Annotated in this window: 16 protein-coding genes and 3 pseudogenes; 7 read left to right on the top strand and 12 right to left on the bottom strand. The window is 69.6% G+C overall.

Annotated features, from left to right (window positions below):
- Window positions 1-104 precede the first annotated feature (104 nt).
- From exaC to xylB, 5 genes are all read right to left on the bottom strand, one after another.
- Window positions 105-1,628, bottom strand: a complete 1,524-nt coding sequence (exaC, locus tag ACWDZ7_RS22310; protein ID WP_451799144.1) for an acetaldehyde dehydrogenase ExaC — start codon at window positions 1,626-1,628, stop codon at window positions 105-107.
- Between the two features lie 147 nt (window positions 1,629-1,775).
- Window positions 1,776-3,050: a GAF domain-containing protein gene (locus ACWDZ7_RS22305; protein WP_451799143.1), complete on the bottom strand. Its 1,275-nt coding sequence runs from the start codon at window positions 3,048-3,050 to the stop codon at window positions 1,776-1,778.
- A 117-nt stretch (window positions 3,051-3,167) separates the two neighbouring features.
- Window positions 3,168-3,764, bottom strand: a complete 597-nt coding sequence (locus tag ACWDZ7_RS22300; RefSeq protein ID WP_451799141.1) for an N-acetylmuramoyl-L-alanine amidase — start codon at window positions 3,762-3,764, stop codon at window positions 3,168-3,170.
- Between the two features lie 146 nt (window positions 3,765-3,910).
- Complete coding sequence (locus ACWDZ7_RS22295) at window positions 3,911-4,924, bottom strand: acetamidase/formamidase family protein (protein ID WP_451799140.1); 1,014 nt, start codon at window positions 4,922-4,924, stop codon at window positions 3,911-3,913.
- Between the two features lie 702 nt (window positions 4,925-5,626).
- Window positions 5,627-7,081 carry a xylulokinase gene (gene xylB / locus ACWDZ7_RS22290; RefSeq protein WP_451799139.1) on the bottom strand — a complete coding sequence of 485 codons (1,455 nt, stop codon included), beginning with the start codon at window positions 7,079-7,081 and terminating at the stop codon, window positions 5,627-5,629.
- A 119-nt stretch (window positions 7,082-7,200) separates the two neighbouring features.
- On the opposite strand from xylB, the pseudogene ACWDZ7_RS22285 reads away from it, so the two are divergent.
- Window positions 7,201-8,024, top strand: a pseudogene (locus tag ACWDZ7_RS22285) (TIM barrel protein).
- Between the two features lie 21 nt (window positions 8,025-8,045).
- Here the strand turns inward: ACWDZ7_RS22285 and ACWDZ7_RS22280 are convergent.
- The 3 genes from ACWDZ7_RS22280 to ACWDZ7_RS22270 all read right to left on the bottom strand — a co-directional run bounded on the left by ACWDZ7_RS22280 (window position 8,046) and on the right by ACWDZ7_RS22270 (window position 13,748).
- Window positions 8,046-9,398 carry an esterase-like activity of phytase family protein gene (locus ACWDZ7_RS22280; protein ID WP_451799137.1) on the bottom strand — a complete coding sequence of 451 codons (1,353 nt, stop codon included), beginning with the start codon at window positions 9,396-9,398 and terminating at the stop codon, window positions 8,046-8,048.
- 163 nt (window positions 9,399-9,561) lie between these two features.
- Entirely contained in the window at window positions 9,562-10,872 is a 1,311-nt protein-coding gene (locus tag ACWDZ7_RS22275; protein WP_451799135.1) for an SWIM zinc finger family protein, read from the bottom strand.
- Window positions 10,869-13,748 carry a DEAD/DEAH box helicase gene (locus ACWDZ7_RS22270; RefSeq protein ID WP_451799133.1) on the bottom strand — a complete coding sequence of 960 codons (2,880 nt, stop codon included), beginning with the start codon at window positions 13,746-13,748 and terminating at the stop codon, window positions 10,869-10,871. The genes ACWDZ7_RS22275 and ACWDZ7_RS22270 overlap by 4 nt, the downstream gene beginning before the upstream one ends.
- 247 nt (window positions 13,749-13,995) lie before the next feature.
- On the opposite strand from ACWDZ7_RS22270, the gene ACWDZ7_RS22265 reads away from it, so the two are divergent.
- Together ACWDZ7_RS22265 and ACWDZ7_RS22260 are read left to right on the top strand one after the other, a co-directional pair.
- Complete coding sequence (locus tag ACWDZ7_RS22265; RefSeq protein ID WP_451799132.1) at window positions 13,996-15,048, top strand: fatty acid desaturase family protein; 1,053 nt, start codon at window positions 13,996-13,998, stop codon at window positions 15,046-15,048.
- Window positions 15,049-15,182: 134 nt separating this feature from the next.
- Complete coding sequence (locus ACWDZ7_RS22260; protein WP_451799131.1) at window positions 15,183-15,365, top strand: hypothetical protein; 183 nt, start codon at window positions 15,183-15,185, stop codon at window positions 15,363-15,365.
- A gap of 79 nt (window positions 15,366-15,444) precedes the next feature.
- Here the strand turns inward: ACWDZ7_RS22260 and ACWDZ7_RS22255 are convergent, their stop codons facing one another.
- Complete coding sequence (locus ACWDZ7_RS22255) at window positions 15,445-16,281, bottom strand: hypothetical protein (RefSeq protein ID WP_451799130.1); 837 nt, start codon at window positions 16,279-16,281, stop codon at window positions 15,445-15,447.
- 127 nt (window positions 16,282-16,408) lie between these two features.
- Window positions 16,409-16,708, bottom strand: coding sequence for a hypothetical protein (locus ACWDZ7_RS22250; RefSeq protein ID WP_451799129.1), 300 nt, complete (start codon window positions 16,706-16,708; stop codon window positions 16,409-16,411).
- 99 nt (window positions 16,709-16,807) lie between these two features.
- On the opposite strand from ACWDZ7_RS22250, the gene ACWDZ7_RS22245 reads away from it, so the two are divergent.
- Window positions 16,808-17,713, top strand: coding sequence for an oxygenase MpaB family protein (locus ACWDZ7_RS22245; RefSeq protein ID WP_451799127.1), 906 nt, complete (start codon window positions 16,808-16,810; stop codon window positions 17,711-17,713).
- On the opposite strand, the gene ACWDZ7_RS22240 is transcribed toward ACWDZ7_RS22245, so the two are convergent.
- Window positions 17,690-18,223: a PadR family transcriptional regulator gene (locus tag ACWDZ7_RS22240; RefSeq protein ID WP_451799126.1), complete on the bottom strand. Its 534-nt coding sequence runs from the start codon at window positions 18,221-18,223 to the stop codon at window positions 17,690-17,692. The two genes, ACWDZ7_RS22245 and ACWDZ7_RS22240, sit on opposite strands and share 24 nt — an antisense overlap.
- Window positions 18,224-18,360: 137 nt before the next feature.
- On the opposite strand from ACWDZ7_RS22240, the gene ACWDZ7_RS22235 reads away from it, so the two are divergent.
- Window positions 18,361-19,119 (top strand): alpha/beta fold hydrolase, encoded by a 759-nt coding sequence (locus ACWDZ7_RS22235; protein WP_451799124.1) that lies wholly within the window; start codon window positions 18,361-18,363, stop codon window positions 19,117-19,119.
- 25 nt (window positions 19,120-19,144) lie between these two features.
- Here ACWDZ7_RS22235 and ACWDZ7_RS22230 read toward each other — a convergent pair whose 3' ends face one another.
- The gene (locus ACWDZ7_RS22230; RefSeq protein WP_451799122.1) at window positions 19,145-19,744 is read right to left on the bottom strand and encodes a class I SAM-dependent methyltransferase; all 600 of its coding nucleotides are present in this window, start codon (window positions 19,742-19,744) and stop codon (window positions 19,145-19,147) included.
- A gap of 83 nt (window positions 19,745-19,827) precedes the next feature.
- Here ACWDZ7_RS22230 and ACWDZ7_RS22225 point away from each other — a divergent pair.
- Window positions 19,828-20,972: pseudogene (locus tag ACWDZ7_RS22225) on the top strand (sensor histidine kinase); the annotation flags it as partial.
- Window positions 20,969-21,412 (top strand): annotated as a pseudogene (locus ACWDZ7_RS22220) (roadblock/LC7 domain-containing protein). The pseudogenes ACWDZ7_RS22225 and ACWDZ7_RS22220, both read left to right, overlap by 4 nt.
- The last annotated feature ends 7 nt before the right edge of the window (window positions 21,413-21,419 follow it).

The following is a 21,419-nucleotide window of genomic DNA, read 5'->3' as shown; positions in this document are numbered from 1 at the left end:
AGGAACTGGGAGTTACGACGTAGACCGGGCCCTGCTCCGAGCGGGCTGAGCGAAAAGGCGCCTGACGGACGAAAGGCCCAGGTCAGGCGCCTTTGTTCATGCCTCTAGAAGAAGCCGAGCTTCTTCGCCGAGTACGACACCAGAAGGTTCTTCGTCTGCTGGTAGTGCTCCAGCATCATCTTGTGCGTCTCGCGGCCGATACCCGACTGCTTATAGCCGCCGAACGCCGCATGCGCCGGATAGGCGTGGTAGCAGTTCGTCCAGACGCGGCCCGCCTGGATCGCCCGGCCCGCCCGGTACGCGGTGTTGATGTCCCGCGTCCACACCCCGGCGCCCAGCCCGTAGAGCGTGTCGTTCGCGATCTTGATGGCGTCGTCGAAGTCGTTGAACGACGCGACCGAGACGACTGGGCCGAAGATCTCCTCCTGGAAGATCCGCATCCGGTTGTCGCCCTCGAAGATCGTCGGCTGGACGTAGTAGCCGCCCGCCAACTCGCCTTCGTACTCGATCCGCTGCCCGCCCGTCAGGACCTTGGCGCCTTCCTGCTGGCCGATGTCCAGGTAGGAGAGGATCTTCTCCAGCTGATCGTTGGAGGCCTGCGCGCCAATCATGGTGTCGGTGTCGAGCGGATGCCCGGCCTTGATCTGCTCGGTGCGGGCGATCGCCGCTTCGAGGAACTCGCTGTAGTGCCCGCGCTGCACCAGCGCCCTCGACGGACAGGTGCAGACCTCGCCCTGGTTGAGGGCGAACATCGTGAAGCCCTCCAGCGCCTTGTCCCGGAAGTCGTCGTTGGCGGCCCATACGTCGTCGAAGAAGATGTTCGGCGACTTGCCGCCCAGCTCCAGCGTCACCGGCTTGATGTTCTCGGAGGCGTACTGCATGATCAGCCGCCCCGTGGTGGTCTCCCCGGTGAAGGCGACCTTCGAGACGCGCGGGCTGGAGGCCAACGGCTTACCCGCCTCGACCCCGAAGCCGTTGACGATGTTGATGACGCCCGGCGGCAGCAGATCGGCGACCAGGCTCATCCAGTAGTGGATGGAGGCCGGCGTCTGCTCGGCGGGCTTGAGGACGACCGCGTTCCCGGCGGCGAGCGCCGGCGCCAGCTTCCATGTCGCCATGAGGATCGGGAAGTTCCACGGAATGATCTGCGCGACGACGCCGAGCGGCTCATGGAAGTGGTACGCGATGGTGTCCTCGTCGACTTCGCTCAGCGACCCCTCCTGCGCGCGGATGACTCCCGCGAAGTAACGGAAGTGGTCGATGGCGAGCGGGATGTCGGCCGCCAGCGTCTCGCGGATCGGCTTGCCGTTCTCCCAGCTCTCGGCGACCGCGAGCTCTTCGAGATTGGCCTCCATCCGGTCGGCGATCCTCCGCAGCACGTCCGCGCGCTCGGTGACGGAGGCGCGACCCCAAGCGGGCGCTGCCGCGTGCGCCGCGTCCAGCGCACGCTCGACATCCTCGGCGGTGCCCCGGGCGATCTCGGTGAAGGGCTTCCCGTTGACCGGACTGGGGTTTTCGAAGTACTCGCCACGGGCGGGCGCCACGTACTCGCCGCCGATGAAGTGGTCGTAGCGCGACTGGTAGGAGACGATCGCGCCCTCGGTGCCGGGCGCTGCGTAACGGGTCATCTTGGCTGGCCTCCCGGGGAAGGCTGCCCGCCGTTGGGCAGCTCTCGCCCGGAGGCTAGAACCCCGGACGTTGCATCCACGTTGCGTCCTTTCTCCTTCAGTACGTCTGCTCCGGCCCCCGAAGTACGCCTGTTCCGGCCCCGACAGTTACGTCTGCTCCAGGCCCCGTCCGACCAAGGCCAGCTCAGCGTCGAGTTCGCGGAGGTTGGCCAGGACGGACGGCGTGGGACGCAGCGCGGCCAGCGCCCGCCACACCGCCAGGTCTTCCACGCCCCACGGAGCGTGCACCCAGTCCGCCAACAGATCCGGGTCGTTGCGGTCGATCAGCGCCGCCCGCAACTGATCGGTGAGCCTGCGGCGCAGCCGGACCAGCGCGGGCGCCTGCGACTGCGGTAGCAGCGGCCCGGCGTACGCTGCGGCGGCCGCCGCCACCGCACCCGCTCCCAGTCGACGCTCGACCGTGTCGACATCACATTCGACAGGCACCGCCAGGCGGTACGGACGCGACCGCAACAGCTCCGCCCCGAGCACACGCCGCAGCCGGGCCATCTCCGCCCGCAACGTCACCTGCGGCACCGACTCGTCCTCGTACAGCGCATACAGCAGTTCGTCCCCGCTCAAGCCCTCCGGATGGCGGGCCAGCAGCACCACGATCTCGCTGTGCCTGCGGCTGAGCCGCACCTTTCGCCCACCCGCCAGGAGCAGCGCCTCATCCCGGCCGAGCACCGAGAGCTCGACGGAATCCCCGGCCCCGGCCGGCGGGGCGAGCAGCGCCAGTTGGGACTCAGCGGCCTTCGCGACCGCCTGCACGAAGGCGAGGCTGTGCGGGTGCGCGAGACCGTCTCCGCCGGTGATGTCGACCGCCCCGATCAGCCTCCCGGTACGCGGATCATGCACCGGAGCCGCCGCGCACGTCCACGGCTGTACGCGCCGCATGAAGTGCTCGGCGGCGAAGACCTGCACCGGCCGGTCCACGGCGACCGCCGTCCCCGGGGCGTTCGTCCCCATGGCGGACTCCGCCCACCGCGCACCCGGCACGAAGTTCATCCGCCCCGCCTGCCGCCGCGTCACCGCATGGCCCTCGACCCACAACAACCTGCCCTGCGCGTCACACACGGCGAGCAGATGCTCCCCGTCCATCGCGAAGGTGCCCATCAGCTCACGGAACAACGGCATCACCCTCGCCAGCGGATGTTCCGCCCGATACGCGCCCAGGTCGCCGTCGGTCAACTCCACCGCCGCGCCGATACCCTCCGGACTGACGCGCGCCCTGGCAGACCGGCGCCAGGAGTCGGCCACCACCGAGCGCACCGGACGCACAACCGTCCCGGCCGCGGTGAACCTCTCATGCGCTCGGCGCAGCACCCGCACCCGCTCGGCGGGATCGGCGCCCGGCTCCAGGGCCACCCATGGATCGGTCAACTCGGCCTCCCGGGACGGCGATGCGGTGGTGCCATCGTCGCCCCAGGAACGGAGGCCGACAAGGTGCCGCAATGGACGGGACTCTTCGCCCTGAGGCACGGTGTGCCGAGTCCGTCGTCAGGCGAAGTTGACGAGGCGTACATAGCGTGTCCAGTCCCAGTACGGGCCGGGGTCCGTATGGTCCGAACCGGGGACTTGATGGTGACCGATGATGTGTTCACGGTCCTTGGGGATGCCGTACTTCGAGCAGATGGCGGCGGTCAGCGCGGCGGACTGCTCGTACATCGCGTTGGTGAAGTACTGCGGCTTGTCGACCCACCCCTCGTGCTCGATGCCGATACTGCGCGTGTTGTAGGTCCAATTGCCCGCGTGCCAGCCGACGTTGCGGTCGCGGACGCACTGCGCGATGTGACCGTCCTTGGAACGCACCACGTAGTGGGCCGAGACCTTCTTCGCCGGGTTCTGGAAGATGGCGAGTGTGTCCGCGTACGTCTCCTGTGTGACGTGGATGACCACGTAGTCGATGGGATAGGTGGTGGGGCGGTTGGCGGCCGTGTAGTTGGACGTGCTGGCCGGCACCCACTCGGCCAGGGGGTAGTCGACCGCGCGGGCCTCGGCGGTCGCGCGGGTGGTGGTCAGGAGCGCCGCGGGCACGGCGGCGGCCGCGCCCTGCAGCAGTCGGCGCCGGCTCGGAAAGCATCTCGTTCGATCCATGACTGTCCTGCCTCTCGGTGAGGGGAACGGCTGAACTGGTGCACTGCACTTGGGGAGGACTGGGACTGCTTCGACTTCTAGGCGGGACGGCGGGACGGCGGGACGGCGGGACGGCGGGACGGCGGGTCGTTCAGTCGATCAGCCGTTCAGTGGGGAAGCGCGGACGCGGTCTCACGCAGCCGCGCGTGCAGACCGCGGTACGTCTCGAGCGCGGGCAGCCACTCCTTGCGGAGCTTGGCCACGCACGTGTAGTTGGTGTCGCAGACATTGGCGAGCGGCGACTCGACGGTCTGCGTCGCGAACTGGTAGGCGTCCAACTCGCTGAAGCCGTAATCACGCACCAGCCACTGCACGAGGTCGAGCTGGGATATGCGGAACGCGTCCTCCAGAGGGCGCGCCGACCCGGTGGAGATGATGTGCGTGTCGGACTCCAGGCGGGGCCAGGGGGTGGCCACTCCCTTGAGCAGTTCGACGATCACCACGGTGTTCATGGCGCACTCGACGGCGACCCCGCACGTCTCGCCCTCGCCCTGCCGCGCATGCCCATCGCCCAGGCTCAACAGAGCCCCCTCCACGTTCACCCCCAGGTAGCAGGTGATTCCCGCCCGCATCTCGGGTGTGTCCATGTTGCCGCCGTGGGCGTCGGGCACGAGCGCCGAGCGCACCTCCAGGTTGGCGGGGGCGACACCGACCGTGCCGTGCATGGGATCCATGGGCAGCTCGATCTGGAAGTCACTGTCCCGCGCGCTGAACTGCGCGGTGCGCCGAGTCCGGTCGAGTTGCCAGATCCACACGGCCTCGGGCAGCGGGGCCTGGAGCGAGGCGGTCGAGTGAGTGGACGTGAGGGCGCCGAAGAGGGGGACTGTCGTGGAGGCCGCCCAGTCGCGGGCCGGCTCGATAGACACGAAGTGCACGGCCACTGTGTCGCCGGGCTCCGCGCCCTCCACATAGAAGGGCCCTGTCTGGGGATTCAGGAACGGAAACTCGCAGACTTCGGAGACGAGGTCTTTCTCCGAGCGCACGTTCCCGGCGAAGCAGTCCTCTGTGAACAGGTCGAGAACCGTGCCCGGCGCGATGCGCGCCACGGGCGGGGCACCGCCGAACGTCCAGGCGTACTCGCCCGGCTCGGGCCGCACGGTCAGGACCCGGGGGTCGCTCATTGCTGCACTGCTCCACTCTGGCCGGGCGGGCCGTTCCGGTTGCTCTTGTTTCTCTTGTTGCGCACGCTGCTCCGGTCTCCCGGGGTGCTCGGTGCGCCCCGGTCGGCCTGGTCGACTTGGCCGGGCTCGGTTCGGGATCGTCGTATAGATGAACGCGGCCGGTTTCGGCTATGCGCTCCGGGTGCCGCCGCAACAGCATGGCAAGGATGAGGACTCCTGCCACCATCCACACACCGACGATCGGGCCCGCGTACGACACGGGCGTGGTGAACTCGGACACGAAGTCGATGACCGGCAGCCACGCACGACGCGGTGAAGAGGCAGGCCACCAGCGCGACCAAGACCGACAGCGGCAGACTGCCGCCCGCGAAGGCGGTGCCCGCGGGAATAGAAGCGGCCACCGCAGCGGCCGGCGCCATAGCCGTGATGCTCTGGAACAGGACCTCGCGGAGCCCGATGGCCCCACGGCGCAGCCCTGGGTTGTTCTCCCCCGACACGTGAATCCCCCGATCCGCGGGGACACCACCGTCACCAGATCGGTGGCGCCTCGCGTGAATCACGTTACGGCGCTCGCCGGTTGGGGCGGAAGGGCGTGGCTCGCATCTGTGCACAGCCTCGTGATTGTGGATATCTCGGCCACCCGAACGGGGGACAGGAAGGCCGCTGAGCCCACCGCCTCCTGATCCACGCCTTGGTCAGCCCTCACCCCTCATGGGAACCCCTGACCAGGAGCGGCGCCGCATCGGTGAGCACCCGCGAGATCCGCGACAGCGTCGCTTCATCCCGCTCCACCGGGTCGAGCACCGGCCCCTGAGCGGTGCCCCAACGCCGAGCGATCGCGCTCGGGTCCTCACCTGTGAGGAGGCCCGCTGCCTGCGCCGCGGAACCGAGCGCGACCAGTTCTTGGGCCTCGGGTACTTGCACGGGGCGGCCGGAGAGGCGACGTACGGTCTGCTGCCAAGCGGCACCGCGCGCTCCGCCTCCGATGAGCAGCAGAGGGGACGACCTGTCGGCGTCCGTGTCCAGGACGAGGTCGAGAGCGCCGAGCAGTGAGTGCACGGCCCCGTCGTATGCCGCCTGCAGCAACTGTCCGGGTGTCGTGTCGTGCCGCAGGCCGTGCAACATCCCGGACGCGAGGGGGAGGTCCGGCGTGCGCTCGCCGTCCAGATAGGGCAGGAGTGTGACCGTACCGCCCGGCGCCACCGCCTCACGGTCCAGGTTCAGCAGCGCGGCCACTCGGTCGACGGCCAGCGTGCAGTTGAGTGTGCAGGCCAGAGGCAGCCAGGCACCGCGCGCGTCGGCGAAGCCCGCCACCGTGCCGGTCGGGTCCGCGGGGCGGTGCTCCGAGACCGCGTACACCGTGCCCGAGGTGCCGAGGCTCAGCACCGGGGTGCCAGGGCGCAGGCCGAGCCCCATGGCGGCCGCGGCGTTGTCACCGGTGCCCGGAGCGACCAGCGTGCCCTTGGAGAAGGGCAGTTCACCGCCGCCGCGCACGGTGCCGACGACCTCGCCGGGACGGGCCACGCGGGGAAGCAACGCCGGATCAAGACCCACCATGCCGAGGATTTCCTCGTCGTACGCCTCCGAAGACGACGCCCACCACCCCGTTCCGGAGGCGTCGCCACGGTCGGTCGTGGCGAGCCCTGTGAGGCGCTCCGTGAGGTAGTCGTGGGGCAGGCGCACGGCGGCCGTGGCGCGGGCGGCTGCCGGCTCGTGCTCGGTGAGCCAGGCCCACTTCGTCACGGTGAAGGAGGGCCCCGGCACACTGCCGACCCGATCGGCCCACTCCTGGGGGCCGCCGAGCCGCTCCAGAAGATCCCGGGCCTGCGCTGCGGAGCGCACGTCGTTCCACAGGAGTGCGGGCCGCACGGCTTTGCCCTCCCTGTCGAGCACGACCAGCCCGTGCTGTTGGCCGCCGACCGACACCGCCGAGGCCTCTCGCGCGGCGGGACCGCACTGCCGCAGGGCAGCGCACAGTGCTTCCCACCACTCCTGAGGGTCGCTCTCGTGTCCCTCGCCGGAGCTGACCCGGTGCGGTGCCTGACCACTCGCCACGACCTGGCCGGTGGCCGCGTCGACGACCAGGGCCTTGGTGGACTGCGTGGAGCTGTCCACGCCGACGACGAGGGGCCCCTGGGCTGACGGTGCTGATGACATAGCGGTCTCCGTTCCTGCGGCTCGCCCGGGTGCGTCCCGGAGTCTCCGCCGATCTTCCCAGCGGAGCCGTCGGATACTAATTTGTTAAGCATCATGACGAAACCGTCGAGGAGTCGTGGATGAGCTATCGGCCCACTGCCGAGGACAAGTTCAGCTTCGGTCTGTGGACCGTCGAATGGCGGGGTCGTGACCCGTTCGGCGACGCCACCCGAGGCGCACTCGATCCGGTCGATTCGGTGCTCCATCTTGCCGATCTGGGCGCCTACGGAGTGACCTTCCACGATGACGACCTGATCCCGTTCGGGTCGTCCGACACGGAACGTGAGGGCCACATCAAGCGGTTCCGGCAGGCACTGGACGCGACGGGCCTGGTCGTGCCGATGGCCACCACGAACCTCTTCGCCGCTTCACGGCTTGTGCCAGCCGTGAAGGAGGCCTTCGACCTGCTCGCCGAGTACGTGACCTCTCAGGGCTACGACTTGCGGTTCGCGATCGAGCCGAAGCCGAACGAGCCGCGCGGTGACGTCCTGCTGCCCACCGTCGGTCACGCCCTGGCCTTCATCGAGCGCCTGGAGCGGCCCGAACTGTTCGGCGTCAACCCCGAAGTGGGTCATGAACAGATGGCCGGACTGAACTTCCCGCACTCCATCGCCCAAGCGCTATGGGCGGACAAACTATTCCACATCGACCTCAACGGCCAGACACGCATCAAGTACGACCAGGACCTGCGGTTGGGCGCGGGTGACCTGCGGTGCGTGAGGCCCTCAGCGCCTCACGCCTGGACGAACTGGCGCTTCCCACGGCCGATGACGGGCTCTCCGGGCTGCTCGCTGACCGAGATGCCTACGAGGCCTTCGACGTGGAGGCGGCCGCCGCGCGCGGGATGGCCTTCGAGTGCCTCAACCAGCTGGCCATGGATCATCTGCTGGGCGCGCGCGGCTGAGGGTTTGCGCGGCGCTCCTGGTCAGTACTTCCGCGGCAGCCGCACGTACGTCACCGAGGTCTCCACGCCGCTGTCCACCAACCGTCCGTTCTTGTCGAACGCCTCTGCCCCGTCCGTCATCCCGAAGTCGTTGTCGTTGATGAGAGCCAGGGTGCGTCCGTCCACCCTGGCGACGCCTTCGACCTTGTCGGGCACTCCTTCGACGGCGCCCAAGTCGACCACCAGATGCTTGGCGAGGACGGGCACCCCAGAGGCGGCGGGATCTTTGAGCTGCTCCAAAGAGGGCCGAGTGGTGGCCTTGTCCCACTTGCCGCCGAGGATGTCGGCCCGACGGTTCAGGGTGACGGTCTGAAGGCGTGCGGCCTTGTCGGTGCGCTCCTGTACGAGCAGTCGGTCACGGCCGACGGCCACCACGGAGGAAATCTTCAACTCGGAGGTTTCGTCCTCTGAGGGGTCGACGACATCCACCGCGTCGAACCGGTAGGCGTACTCGGCGGTGACCATCTGCTTCTTCGGTGAGAAGCGCAGCAGCCGCGCCGTGCGCGAGCCTTTGCCCGCCTCCTCGTCCGGCAGGGACAGCGGACTCTGCACGGCCATCACCAGGTCCCCGCCGGGAAGTTGGGCGAGCCCTTCGAAGCCGCGGTTCGCCTTGCGGTGCAGCAGGATGCCGGGCAGCGCCTCGACCACCGGGTAGTCGGCGCCGCGCAGCTTCAGCCCCTGGGGAACGTAGCGCTTGAGCACTTTCCCGCGCGCGGAGACGTGGATGAGCGAAGGCCCGTACTCGTCGACCAGCCAGAAGCTTCCGTCGGCGGCTCGCACGATGCCCTCGGTGTCCAGCCCGTTCGCGTCGTACGACAGCGGCTTCTTCGCGTCATAGGAGTACGGCACCTCGTCGCGCCCCTCCTGGTTGGGCAGTCCCGTGACGGGCTTCCCGGAGGAGGTGGTGAGCGGCAGCGCGGAGACGACCTTCACCTTGCCCCGGGAAACCTTGGTCTTCACGATGGCCGGGTCGAAGCCGGGAACCGCAAAGGTGCGGCGCTTCTTGCCGTCCACCTTGATCTGGCCGTTGGGCCCCCGGTCGGTCACCGTCCAGAATTCGCCCTTGCGGCCGGTCGGATACAGGTCGCTGCCGATGCCACCGAGATCCACACCGCGATCGTCTCCCACCGTCCCCGGGAGCAGAGTGTTGCTGAACATGGCCAACGGGACGTCCCCGAGAGTGGCCGCTCCGGTGATACGCGCCTTCTTGCGGCCCTCTTTCGCAGAGTTGCCCGTCGCGGTGCCGCCCACCGCGAGGGAGGCGATCACGGCGAGCGGCACGCCGATGGCTATGGAGCGGCGGACACGGCGCTTACGGGCAGCGTGCGGGGACATCGGGGCCTCCTGGGGCACGAGTTCGGTGACAGCGGCCAGACTTCGCCGCCGCCACGAACACGCAGGGGCCGTCAGGTGAACAGGACGCATACGGTGCCCTGCTGGTCAGCCCGGGGAAGCGCGTGCGGTCAGACCTCCCTGAGCCGGACCGCACGCGCCCTCGTCACTCGCTGCCGCTCGCCATCACCAGAGCCGTCGCCGGATCGTGCGCCGCCGGCCCTGCAGGGGTCCAGCGGCCACGCTCCTTGCGGTAGGGCCACCATCGACCGTCACGCCCGTGGCGCAGCTGAACGTCCGCACCGATCACGGTCCACCGATTGCGGGCCGCCCGCAGCTGCGGGCGCTCGCCCTCGTCCCAGGCCGCTTCCAGCGCGGCACGCGCGCGTGCCAGCACATCCTCCTTGGGCGTCCACTCCTCGTCGAGTACGCGGAGCGCGGCTCGACCCCCGTACCGCCAGGCCCGCACGGCGAGCGCGAGACCGTCACGGCCGCGCTCGGACGCCGTCGCCAGCCGGGCCTCGACCGCCGGACCCGGAGCCGCCGCGGCCAGGCGTACGGCGTCCTCACTCACCGTCAGCTCATCCTCGACGGCATGTCCTTCATGCCCGGGGACGAGCGCGTCGGCCAGCAGCCGGTACGCCTCGACGGCCGCCTGCGCCGCCAGGAACTCGACCGCGGCCACATCGAGGCCCTGCGCGGGCTCAGCCTCCGTGTCGAGCGTCGGCGGCAGACCCGGCTCGGAGGGCAGCGCGGGCAGGGCCGGCAGGGGAGGCAGGATGGCACCGTCCGCGTACGCCTCCGCGGCGCTCACGCCCTCTGGAGCGCCGTCCTGGGTCTCTTCACCGCCCTGCGGGGCATCGGCGCACGCGATGCTGCGCATGTGCAGCTCGTCGAGGAGTTCGCGCTCCCCGCGGCCACGCATCAGCAGGAGCACGAAGGGGTCCTGGTCCAGCAGCCGCGCCACCTGGTAGCAGAGCGCCGCCGTGTGCCCGCAGTGGTCCCACGCCTCGCAGTCGCACTCCGGCTCCAGGTCGCCGATGCCCGGAAGCAGTTCGACACCCGCCGCCGCGGAGTCCTCCACCAGGTGCGGCGGCATGTCACGGTCAAGGAGCGCCGCGATGTGCCCGGCCCGCTCGATGGCCATCCCGAGGAAGCGGTCCCACCCCTCAGGGTTCAGCTGCTGCAGCAGCACGTCAGAGCGGTGCGGCGTGCCGTCACGGCCCTGGACGACCGCTGTGATGCGGCCGGGCCGCACCGAGACCGCGCCCACAGCACCCGCGCGCGCGAGTCGGCGTCCCGCCTTGAGCTGGCCGAGGTCCAGGGCCGTGTCCTCAAGCGCTTTCAGCCACGCCTGGCCCCACCAGCTCTCCGCGAAGCCCCGCCCATGCGCGGGCGGCACGGCCTCGAATGTGCGCTCTTCCGTAGCTCCTTCAGGGCGGCCGTGTCCGTACGCCTCGTCATGTATGTCGCTCATCGCGTGCCCCCTCGCAGCTCCACCAGGTCCGACAGTTCGGCGTCGGTCAACTCCGTCAGACCGGCCTCGCCCGAACCAAGGACGGCATCCGCCAACTCCTGCTTGCGCAGCAGCATGTCGGCGATGCGGTCCTCGATCGTGCCCTCCGCGATCAGCCGGTGCACCTGCACCGGCTGCGTCTGCCCGATGCGGTACGCACGGTCGGTGGCCTGCGCCTCGACGGCGGGGTTCCACCAGCGGTCGTAGTGCACGACATGCTCGGCACGAGTCAGGTTCAACCCCGTTCCCGCCGCCTTCAGGGACAGCAGGAAGACGGGAACCTCGCCGTCCTGGAAGCGCTGCACCATCGCCTCGCGCCCCGCGACGGGCGTGCCGCCGTGCAGGAACTGCGACGGGACGCCGCGGTCCGCCAGATGCCGCTCGATGAGCCGCGCCATCTGGACGTACTGCGTGAAGACGAGCACGCTCGCGCCCTCGGCGAGAATCGTGTCCAGCAATTCGTCGAGCAGCTCCAGCTTTCCGGAGCGGCCGGGGATTCTGGGCTTGTCCTCCTTGAGGTACTGCGCGGGATGGTTGCAGATCTGCTTGAGGCCGGTGAGGAGCTTGACGATCAGCCCGGGGCGCGTGAAACCGTCGGCTCCGGAGATCTCCGCGAGCGTCTCCCGTACCACGGCTTCGTAGAGGCCGGCTTGCTCCGCGCTGAGCGAGACGGCGCGATCGGTCTCCGTCTTCGGCGGCAGCTCGGGCGCGATTCCCGGATCCGACTTGCGCCGACGCAGCAGGAAGGGACGCACGAGTTGCCCGAGCCGCTCGGCGGCACCCGGGTCCGCGCCGCCCTCCACGGCCTGGGCGTAACGCGTACGGAAGGTGCCGAGCTTGCCGAGCAGCCCCGGAGTCGTCCAGTCGAGAATGGCCCACAGCTCGGAGAGGTTGTTCTCCACGGGAGTGCCGGTGAGCGCCACACGCGCGCGTGCCCCGATGGCGCGCAGCTGCTTGGCTGTCGCCGAATACGGATTCTTGACGTGCTGGGCCTCATCGGCGACGACCATGCCCCAAGGCGTCTGGTTCAGCCTCTCCGTGTCGAGCCGCATCGTGCCGTAGGTCGTCAGCACGAACTCGCCGTCCGCCAGGCCCTCGACGTTGCGCTGGGCCCCGTGGAACCTGCGTACGCGCGTGCCGGGCGCGAACTTCTCGATCTCACGCTGCCAGTTGCCCATCAGCGATGTCGGACAGACCACCAGGGTGGGGCCCGCCGTGTCCGCCTGGGTCTGACGGTGCAGATGCAGCGAGATCAGTGTGATCGTCTTGCCGAGACCCATGTCGTCGGCGAGGCAGCCGCCGAGACCGAGCGACGTCATCCGTGCCAGCCAGTTCAGGCCGCGCAGCTGATAGTCGCGCAGCTCCGCGGCGAGCGCCTCCGGCTGGCCGACCGGGTCCATTCCTTCCGGATCCGCGAGCCGTTCACGCAACGTGGCGAGCCACCCCGTCGGCTCCACGTCGACGCGCCGGCCCCCGATCTCGGTGGTGCCGGTGAGAGCGGCGCTGAGGGCGTCGATCGGTGTGACCTTGCGGTCCTGCCGGTCCCGGGCGCGGCGCGCCTCTTCGGGGTCGATGAGCACCCACTGGTCGCGCAGGCGCACCACGGGGCGGTTCGCCTCGGCGAGGTGGTCGAGCTCGTCGCGCGTCAACTGCTGGTCGCCCAGCGCGAAGCGCCAGTTGAAGGCGAGCAGGGCGTCGGCGGAGAGGAACGAGGGCGTGTCCGACGACAGCTTGTCCGGGACCTTCTCGTCACCGTTCTGCCCGTCCTCGGGTGGACCGATGACAGCGCGCGCGGTGAGGTTGCGCGCCAACTCCCTCGGCCAGTGCACGTCGACGCCCGCGACGGCGAGCATCCGGGCACCCTCACCGAGGAGTTCGGAGACCTCTTCGTCGGCGAGCTCGATCGCGTCCGGCACGGTGGCCGAGAGCAGCGGGGCGAGCGAGGGCCACGCGCGCGTGGCGCGACGCAGTGCGAGGAGAGCATCCATGCGCGACCGCGGCCCGAAGACCTGCCCTGTCGTGCCGGCCCCGGCCCATACCTCGGCCGCGTCCGCGACGAGCGAGGGATCGCTGACGCTGTGCAGTTGCAGAACGGCGCGGAAGGGCAGCCGCGTGCCGTCCTCGGTGACCGAGACGAGTCCAGGGATCTCCACACGCAGCGAGATCCGGACCCCCGCGTCGTGTCCCGCTGCCACGTCGCCGGCCCAGGCCCGCTGCTCGGGAACGTGCTGCGGCTCCGTCGACGCGAAGACAGGACCGCCCGCTGCCGGCGCCGCGGCGGGGGAGCGCGGCAGCGTATCGGCCACGGCGTCGAGGAACTGGCGGAGCAGCCGTTCCGGCTCGGGCAGTCTCAGCGGCACGTCGGCGTCCAGCGGCAGGGCGTGGGCGGCCGGTGGCATCGCCGCGGCGAGGTCGCGCAGTCGCTGCAGATCCTCGGCCCCCAGCGGGCCGGCCCGCCAGGAGTCGTGATCAGTGGCCGTCAGCCCGGGCAACAGAAGACCGCGGGCCGCGAGTTGCAGGGCGAGGACCCCTGCCGTGCCCCAGAAGGCAGCCGTCGGATGGGCTCCGGACGCGGCACGCGCGCGCGTGAGGACCGGCAGCGCGGCGCGTACGGGAAGCAGGACCGTCGGCACGGAACGGAGCTCGACGCCGTCGTCACCCGGGACGGCGACGGCCAGTTCCTCGAAGGTGCCACCGGCGATCGACGGCGGCTCGGTGCCGTCGGGGCGCCAGAAGGCGATGTGACCCCCGCGCGCGGGATCGGCGGGCACGAAGAGCACGGAACAGCACGACAGTTCGGAGACCTCGGAGGGGGAGACCACAGGGAGCCTGTGCACAGCGATGACGCATTCCTCAAATTTGACTACTGAGACCGGAGCGGCCGAGAGTACATCACATCAAGGGTTTCCCGGATGGGTCTCGACGGTGATCCCGATCACTTCGCCAGAGGGGTGTAGTCAACCCCCCTGTCAGGCGGTGCTGACCCCCGGTCGCACACGGGTGGTGGCGCCATGGTCGCGCCAGGTCACTGATCCGTACGTTTTATCAGGTCAGCCCGTTGTCACGGAGACCGGAGACCCGCCCATGCCCCAGGCCGCAGCAGCAGTCGCGGAACGCCCCCCAGCCAGCGTCGGCAAGCCCGCCGGAAGCGACTTCGCTCCACTCCTGCGCGCCGTCAAGGAGCGGGGCCTCCTGGGCCGCCGCACCGGCTGGTACATCCGCAGCATCGCGATCAACGCCCTGGCGCTGGTAGCCGTGGGCGCCGGGATGTTCTCCATCGGATCCTCGTGGTGGGTGCTGCTGCTCGCCCCTGTCCTGTCCGTCCTGTGCGCCCGAACGGCCTTCTTCGGCCATGACGCGGGACATTCGCAGATAACCGGCGACCGAACCGCTGGCCGCGCCATCGGCCTGATACACGGCAATCTCCTGCTCGGAATGAGCTCCGCCTGGTGGAATGACAAGCACAACAGGCACCACGCCAACCCCAACCACATCGACAAGGACCCCGATGTCGCCGCGGACGTCCTCGTGTGGACCAGCAAGCAGGCAAAGCTCCGTGTCGGCTTCCGGCGCTGGCTCACCCGCAACCAGGCGTGGCTCTTCTTCCCGCTGACGCTCCTCCAGGGCATCGCCATGAAGATCTACGGCTTCCAGGACCTGCGTCGGCAGTCCCCGCGTGAGCGGATCGTAGAAGGAGCGCTCCTCGTCGCCCACCTCGTGGGGTACGTGACGCTGCTGCTTGCCGCCATGCCCCTCAGCCACGCGATCGCGTTCGCTGCCATCCACCAGGCGCTGTTCGGCCTGCACCTCGGACTCGCCTTCGCACCCAACCACAAGGGCATGGAGATGCCCGATCCGGACGGGGAGCGCTGGGGGCACCTGCGCCGCCAAGTCCTCACCTCACGCAACATTCGCGGCGGTCCGCTCACCGACTGGTTCCTCGGCGGGCTCAACTACCAGATCGAGCACCACCTGTTCCCCAGCATGCCCCGCCCTCATCTGCGGCTCGCCCAGCCCCTCGTGCGCGACCACTGCGCCGCGGTGGGCATGTCCTACACAGAAGCCGGGTTCGTCGACTCCTACCGCCAGGTGCTGCGCCACATGTACGAAGTCGGTGAGCCTCTGCGAGTCGAGTAGGCGGCGGAACGGCGATCGGAGACCAGTAGGGGGCCGACTCAGGGGTCTCTCAGGGTCACGGCCAGGAACCGCAGCAAGCTCGGCGCCGTTCTCCCAGACAGAGAGCGGCGCCAGCCGCAGAGGAGGCGACACACATGTCGAGAAACGCGAAGATCGCCGCAGGAGGTGTGGCGGCCGGGATCATCATGCTGATCTGGCTGCCGTGGTGGGCCGCACTCCTGATCGTGCTGGGAGTTCCCGCGGCGGCCTATCTGACACTCGATCCGGGCCAGCGGCGCAGGCTGCGTCGCGTCACGCGCAAGGAGATCGGCCACTGAGTCGAGAGGGCCCGCCCTGCCGCTGAGTCGGCCGGGTGACCGGCCACGGACGGAGCCCACGGCGAGCCGTCGACTGGGCTCAGGAGGGACGGACCGCCATCTCGTCGAGGGCCTCCAAGAGCGCGGGAAGCTCGGGCCCGCGGCCCACCGGCAGCACTTCGCCGGGCTCATCGTCCAGGAGCACGAACGCGATGTCGTCGGTCCTGGCGACCATGGACCAGCCGGGACCGTCGGCACGCAGAGTGCGGACGTCCCCCGACGCGAAGGCCGACCGTACGCGGCCCAGGGGCGGGGGAGTCTCCAGATACGCACGGGCCTCGGCGAGGACACGCCGGACGCCGGTCAGCGGTGCCTCCTCGGACTGTGCCGGGGAGGCGTCCTGAGAGCTGTCCTGGGAGCCGTCCGCCGCGAAGTCGGCGTCGTCGATCTGATCCCGCCAGGCCGCCCACTGCAGTGCTATCTCATCGGCGCCGAGCCGCCGTTGAGCCGACCCCCAGATGTCCGACTGCGGCGGGGTGAGCGGCTGCCGGTCGCTGTCCTCGGGGCCCGCCTCCGGGTCGTGCGGAGCAGGCACGTCAGGGGCCGCGACAGCGACTGCGACGGGCCAGCCGGGCAGCGCGGCGACGACCGTGCGCTCGTCGGGGGAGAGGTCGTACTCCATGCCGCAGTCCCAGGAGGCGATCGCCACCGCCACGAGTGACACGTCGTCGACGACGACCGTCCAGCGCGCGCCTTCCCCGTCCTGGCCGAGCACCAGCCCGTACCCGGCGGCGAGCGGCGCGAGGCCGAGCGCCGCGCACGCCTCCGGATAGTCGTCGCCCAGCACGCTGGGGAACTTCGCAGGCGTCAGGAGAACCGCCGTCAGCACGTAGAGCGCGTCGTCATCGGGGGCGACAGCGTCGTCCGTCCCAGCCATGTCAGCCTCCCATCGCTTCATCCGTCGGCGCACCCTAACCAGTCGCCTGAGAGATCGTCGAGGGGCGGATGACCAGGAAAACCACCAGGGGGCCGCCCAGTCTCGGCTTCCACGGGCCGCCGACGGCTCAAGCGGCGGGCAGGCCCATGAGCGTACGAGCCACGTCGCGAGGCGACTCGTCGCGTTCCCGCGCGAGGGAGATGACAGCCCGGCACGCCAGCTCACTGATACCGAAAGAGAGAGCCTCCGGAGAGACCCACCCCCTGGCTTCGTCCATCGCGTCCTGATCGTCCTCGGCGCAGGCAGCCACATAGACGGCGGCCGCTTCGAAGAGGTTGTGCGTGCGCTTGTCCTTGCCGACATCCTGTGCGCGCTCGTCCGCGTCCCGCTTGTCGGCGCGCCAGAACTTGCGGAGCCTGTCAAACATATGGGCATCCCTCCCCCGGTATGGCTTCCGCCGCTGATCACTCATCTACCGCTCACCAACGTAGAGTTAGTGCTTCGGTCATAGAAGGGGGACTACGCGGTGAAGCGTTTCGAGCGGCTTGAGCAGATCAGGCGCCTGGACCCGGAGAGGGACTTCCTCGAGATCTACCGGCTCGCCGCGGTGTTCGAATTCCCCTGGGACTATACGCGCGCGCTCGAACTGGCCCTTTACCGCACCTATGCCGTGCCCAGCATCGGTCGACTGCTCGCCGACACCGCTGAACTGACGGGCCGTACGCAGAAGAGGTACGACGACACGGCTCTGCTCCTCGACACCGTCGTGGAGCACGGATTCGGCAGCGACGAGGGCCGTACAGCCATCCGTCGCATCAACCAAATGCACCACAGTTACAACATCAGCAACGACGACATGCGCTACGTGCTGTGCACGTTCGTGGTCATGCCCAAGCGGTGGATCGACGCCTACGGCTGGCGCAGGCTCTCGCGCCACGAGACGGTCGCCACTGCCGTGTACTACCGCACCCTCGGGCAGCACATGGGCATCAAGGACATCCCAAGCTCCCACGAAGAGTTCGAGAGCTGCCTCGACGACTACGAAGAGGCCAACTTCGGCTGGGACCAGGGCGCGCGCGAGGTGTCCGACGCGACGCTCGCCCTGATGGCGTCCTGGTATCCGCGCCCCCTGGCGCCCATGCTGCGCTCCGCGACCCTCGCCCTGCTGGACGAGCCCTTGCTGCGCGCGTTCCGCTACGAACAACCGGGTACGCTCACCCGTTCCCTGGTCCGGGGCGCGGTGCGTCTGCGGGGGCGCGCCGTACGCCTGATGCCGCCGCGGAGCACGCCGCATTACGCGCGGCAGAACTGGGAGATCAAGGGATACCCCGACGGGTACGAGGTCGCCGAACTCGGCTCTTTCCCGGTGCCCGGCGTCCGAGGCTGCCCGGTGCCGCACAAGGACAGGTCAGCGACCGCTCCCACCGAGTGACGCCAAGGTATCGCGCAGCCAGATGAGTTCGGCCTGGCTCGTCGCGCGGGCGATCGTGAGGATGCCGCGCCGGAAGGGGTCGTCGAGTTCCTCCGCGCGCAGTGGCCGTTCGCCGTCGTAGAAGAAGCTCGCGGGCTCCTCCAGAAAGGCCAGCCGCCTGCGCAGCACCGCTGCCTGGGCCGCCTCGTCGTCCAGATGGCGCAGGAACGCGAGAAGCGTGAACCAGCGGTTCTCGTCCGTGATGTCCCCCCGTGCCGGTTCCGCGAGCCGCTTGCGCAGCTCCTGCCTGCCGTCCGGTGTGAGGGTGAGGACATGGCGCGGCGCCGCGACGGCCCCGGGCTGCGTCTCACGGGCGAGTAGTCCCGCCTTCTCCAGCCGCTTGATGGCGGGGTACAGCGTGCTCTCCGCGACAGGTCGCACGTGCCCGGTCAGTGCGGTGATGCGCTTGCGCAGCTCATAGCCGTGCAGGGCGGCGTCGTAGAGGAAACCAAGGATGGCCAGTTCGAGCATGGGTCGCATTCTGCCGCATTCGTTGTCCCACTCAGTGGTACATCAGAGCCGCTATACATCGGGCACGATATATTGTCGTCGATGGTGGACCGCAACGGGCGGGCGCTGGGCACGACGACAGGGACGGGGGTACGGCCATGCGTGAGGCACGGTTCGACACGCGGGGGAGCCGCGTGCGGTGGACAGAGGTCGACGGGGCCGAGCCGGCGAGGGTGTACGTGCACGGCCTCGGCTCGGCCTCGACCGTGTATCACGCCCACATCGCCGCCAGGCCGGAACTGATCGGCCGTCGTTCGTTGTTCGTGGATCTCCCCGGGCACGGCATCAGCGACCGGCCCGCCGACTTCGGCTACACGCTCGAGAACCACGCGGACGCGCTGGCCGCGGTCCTCACCGGGGCCCAGGTCACTGATGCGGAGATCATCGCGCACAGCATGGGCGGATCCGTCGCCATCGTGCTCGCGCACCGACGCCCCGATCTGGTGTCGCGGCTGGTCCTCACAGAGGCCAACCTCGACCCGCACCCACCTATGACGGCGGGCAGCAGCGGCATCGCCACATACGAGGAGGCGGACTTCGTCAGTGGCGGCGGTTACGCGCGCGTGCTGGAGAAAGTAGGGCCCGCATGGGCGGCCACCATGCGGCTCACCGACCCCCGGGCCCTGCATCGAAGCGCGGTCGGACTCATGGCCGGGACACGGCCCACGATGCGCCGGATGCTGATGGGGCTGACAGTGGACCGCGTCTACTTGCAGGGCGCGTCGAGCGGTGAACTCCCGGGGCAGAACGCCTTGACGGCGTCCGGAGTTCGGGTGGTGACCGTGCCGGACGCGGGGCACAACGTCATGTTCGACAACGCCGACGCGTTCGCCACCGCGGTCGCGGCCCGCCCCTGACCGGCATCCCCGAGGTCGTCCCCGCTCAGCCCTCGCGTACGGCCAGGGCCAGGAAGCGGGCATCCTCGTCGAGGTACGACGTCATGCGCCAGCCGGAACCGGCGAGGAGAGGGCCGAGATTGCCCTCCGCCCGCAGATCACCCGGTGTGGTCTGTCGCCCCTGCCGGGCCGCGAGCGCCGCCCGGCCGATGGGGTGGAAGAGGGCCAACAGTCCGCCGGGACGCACCACCCGCCTCAACTCCCGCAAGTTCTTCGCCGGGTCCGGCAGATGCGCGATCAGACCGGCACCGAAGACGGCATCCAGTGACTCGGCGGGCAGCGGCAACCGTGCCACATCGGCGAGCAGGAGCTGCCCATAAAAGTCCCTGCCCGCGCGCCTCGCGGCCTCCAGCATGGCGGGCGTCAGATCGGCGCCGAGCACCACTCCCGAGGGCCCCACGGCCTCTCTGAGAGCCGGGAGGGCGCGCCCCGTGCCGCAGCCCGCGTCGAGGACGCGGGAGCCCGCGCGGAGTCCTAGCTCGGCGACGGCGGCCTGATAGGCGGGCCCGTCATCGGGGAATCGGGCGTCCCAGTCGGCCGCGCGAGCCGTGAAGAAGTCCTGGACCTGTGTGTGGTCGTCGCTCATGCGACCCATGATCCCGCAAAGAACCGCACGCGCGTTGGGCGCACTCGTTCGAGCGTGACGCGATCGTTCAGAGCCCTCTCGGCGCGGAACTCGCCGACGGGATCTCTGGAGTGTTCGTCAATCTGGCGTAGGAGCCAGATCCTCGTGCACCGCCAGCTCGGCCCCCTCGACACCATGGAGTGCAGGGCCGACGATCCTGACGAGCTCAGCGATCTCTTCCGCGTCGATCACCTGACGACCCGTATGAGGCGCCACGCGGAGAGCTTGATCATCCTCTCCGGAGCCGCACCGGGCCGAGCCTGGCGGATGCCGGTCTCCCTGACCGATGTGGTCCGCGCGGCAGTCTCGGAAGTCGAGGACTACGCGCGCGTGGAGGTGCGCCAGCTTCCCGCGGCCTCGGCTGTGCGAACAGCCGTCGCCGACCTCACCCACCTCCCCGCCGAACTCATCGAGAATGCCGCACAGTTCTCACCTCTCCACACCAAGGTGCGGGTCAGCGGAGAACCGGTCGGCAACGGCTACGCCTTGGAGATCGAGGACCGTGGCCTTGGCATGGGAGCGGAGATGCTCACCGAGGCCAACCGCGCATAGAGCACTCCGAGGCGCTCGACCTGTTCGACAGCGATCAGCTGGGCCTCTTCGTGGTCAGCAGGCTCGCCGCTCGGCACGGCATCAAGGTGCATCTACGGTCTCCTTACGGAGGGACCACCGCGGTCGTGCTCCTGCCCACCACGCTGCCGCACAGCGGCACGGTGCAGAGCGCGGAGCCTCACACCGTGCAGCGCAAGGCGGCCCTGGAGAGGGAGCACGCACGCGTGCAGGGCACACCGCCGCAGCGCATGAACGGCACCTCGGTTCCGGCGGCAGCACCCCGCCCCGCCCTGTCGGCCGCGACACAGCCGCCCCCGCCGCCAGGTGTCACCACCTTGCGGCCGCGCAGGGATCGCGATGATCGGGATGCCCAGGAGGAGACAGATGGACTGCCCCGTCGGGTACGTCAGGCGAGCCTCGCCCCCCAACTGAGCGAAGGCCACTCCACAGACGCAGAGGACCCCGCGAGCGGCGGGGAGACGACGAGCGCAGCCCAGAGCAGGTGCGCGACCGCATGACCGCCTACCGCGACGGCTGGGCACGCGGTGGAGGCCCGCTCCCAGGCATCGTCGGTTCGGTCCCCGATACCTCAGGGTCCGCACCGGGCAGCGACAGCAGCGAAGGAGAACCCGCGTGATCCAGGACCAGGGCATTCCCGCCGAGCGGACCGGCGAACTCGACTGGCTGCTGGACGACGGACGACCTGGTGCTGCGCGTCGGCGGAGTGCGGCACGCGGTGGTGTTGTCCAACGACGGCCTGCCGGTCGGCGCGTCGACAGCCCTCACCCGCGAGGACGCCGAGCACCTGGCCGCCGTCGCCTCGGGCTTTCACAGCCTCGCCAAGGGAGCGGGCCGCCATTTCAGGACCGGGGGAGTACGCCAGACCATGGTCGAGATGGACGACGCCTTCCTATTCGTGGCGGCGGCGGGTGACGGCTCCTGCCTCACCGTCCGCAGCTCCGTGACGGCCGACATCGGAGCCTCGTCGCGTACGAGATGGCCCGCCTGGTCAAGCGAGTGGGCGAGCACCTCCACACGCCGGCGCGCTTCACCGCGCAACCTCCCGCAGCCGGATGACGGAGAG

The organism is Streptomyces sp. NPDC003032 (genome assembly GCF_053591415.1).
Note: the sequence above shows the minus strand (reverse complement) of the source record. Positions and strands in the feature narration are given on the sequence as shown.